The sequence below is a fragment of the Frankia sp. AiPs1 genome (genome assembly GCF_023716945.1).
Classification (GTDB): domain Bacteria; phylum Actinomycetota; class Actinomycetes; order Frankiales; family Frankiaceae; genus Frankia.
In genome coordinates this window covers 1-2,076 of sequence record NZ_JAMQQF010000788.1, presented here as the reverse complement: position 1 = coordinate 2,076, position 2,076 = coordinate 1, and the positions used below count along the sequence as shown (strand labels likewise).

Annotated in this window: 2 protein-coding genes; both read right to left on the bottom strand. The window is 75.2% G+C overall.

The genetic code is table 11. The features are described from left to right. Nucleotides 1–1,280, bottom strand: a 1,280-nt coding sequence (locus ND748_RS30660; protein ID WP_251749778.1) for a CoA transferase, incomplete at its 3' end; no start/stop codon positions are given. Between the two features lie 96 nt (nucleotides 1,281–1,376). Next, a partial coding sequence (locus ND748_RS30655) for an acyl-CoA dehydrogenase family protein (RefSeq protein WP_285902942.1) occupies nucleotides 1,377–2,076 on the bottom strand: 700 nt, incomplete at its 5' end.

The window sequence follows — 2,076 nt, the reverse complement described above, 5'->3', positions numbered from 1 at the left end:
TCCCCGGTCTGAACCCACCCCCGCCGGAACCGCTCGCCCGCTGCCACGAGTCGGGGGGGGGGGGGGGGGCGCCCGGGCCGCGGGGGGGCGGGGCCGCGCGGCGGGCCCCGGGGGGGGGGGGGGGGGTGGGGGCGCGGCGCGGGGCGCGGCGGGGCGAGCGGCCCGCCGTCGACGTGGACGAGGGACGAGGGACGGCGCACCGGGCCGCGCTCCGGGTCCTCGACGACGACGTCGCGGCCGTCGTGGCGGATCTGCGGGTGATCGAGCGCGCCGGCGCCGACCCGGAAGATCTCGGCGTTGATGTCGGGGTTGGTGGCGAAGACGTGGTGCCACTCGGCGAGGGTGCGCGACGCGACCCTGCCCAGCATGTACTCCCACAGTTCGGTACGCAGCTCCTGCGTCTCCAGGAACGGGAAGCCCTGCCACTTCGGGTCGGCGAGCATCTCGATCATGCCGAACTCGTGCAGCATCGCGCCGAACAGCCGCGGTTGCACCTGGGCGAACTGCAGCCAGTGGCCGTCCTTCGTCGGGCCGACGAGCAGCGGGTAGATCAGGCCGCCCACCGGCTCGCCGGCCTCGGTGGTCGCGTCGACCGTGGTGTACGCGTCCGGCCAGCGCAGTCCGATGAGCCGCTGGAACCAGCCCCACGTGTCGAGCATCAGCACGCCGCGCACCAGGTCGGCCTCGACGTGCTGGCCCAGGCCGCTGGTCTCGCGTTCGAGCAGCGCGCCGAGCAGGCCCTGCAGGGCGCAGTGCGCCGCGCCCCAGGTCGCGAACGGGACGGAGATGAACGCCGGGCCGCGGCGGGTGATCATCGCCCGCTTGGCGTGGAACAGGCCCAGCTTCGCCATGACCATGCCCTCGTAGCCCTTGAGCCCGGCCCACGGCCCGGTCGAGCCCCAGCCGGTGATCGCCACGCTGACCAGCCGCGGGTTGAGCGCGCCGAGCCGGGACGCGGTGAGGCCGAGCCGCTCGGCGGTACGCGGGCGCATGGTCGTGACCAGCACGTCGGCCCCGGCGATCAGCCCGTCGAGCAGGGTCCGCTCCGCGGGGTCGCGGGGGTCGAGCACGAGGCTGCGCTTGCCGCCGGCAACCGCCGGCCATGCGGCGTACGTCCGCAGGCGGCTCCCACCGGGTGGTTCCACCATCACGATGTCGGCGCCGGCCTCGGCGAGGAACTGGGTGGCGAACGCGCCCGCCATCGTCGTCGACAGGTCCACGACCGACAGCCCGGCTAACGGACCGTCTCCTGCGGCCTGGTCGGAGGGGGTGGGGTTCATGCGGGCTGACCTCCACGGGAGTGCCTCGCGCCGACCGCCCGGACGAGCTCGCCCGGCGGTGACGGAACGGCGGCTGCGGGATTGCGTCGGCGGTCCTCAGACGCCGAGAAGGTCGGCGAGGGCGGCGCGGTGGGCAGCCGGGTCGCCGAACATGACCCGGTCGGCGGCGGCCCGTTTGAGGTAGAGGTGCGCGGGGTGCTCCCACGTGTAGCCGATACCGCCGTGGATCAGGATGTTCTCCTCGGCGCAGGTGTAGAACGCCGTCGAGCAGTAGGCCCCCGCCACCCGGGCCGCGATCGGGAGGTCCGCCGCGCCGTCGGCCGCCGCCGCCCACAGGGCGTGGTAGGCGGCAGACCGGGCCGACTCCACCCGTAGCAGCAGGTCGGCGCATCTGTGCTTGATCGCCTGGAAGGCGCCGATCGGCCGACCGAACTGGACCCGTAGCTTCGCGTACTCCACGGCCATGTCGAGCACCCGTTGCGCGCCACCGACCTGCTCGGCGGCGAGCTGGGCCGCGGCGACGTCGCGCACCCGGGACCACACGTCCGCCCCGCCTCCCTCGGCGCCGACCAGCCGGGCCGGCGCCGTGTCGAAGGTCAGGGTCGACTGCCGGCGGGTGGCGTCCATCGTCGAGGTGGCCGTCCGGGTGAGACCGGCGGCGTCCGCCTCGACGCCGAACAGGCTCGGCCCGCCCGGCGCCGCCGCGACCACGAACACGACGTCGGCGCTCGCGCCGTCGACGACATGGCCGACCGTGCCGGTCAGCCGCCAGCCGCCGTCCACCGACGGGCCGCTC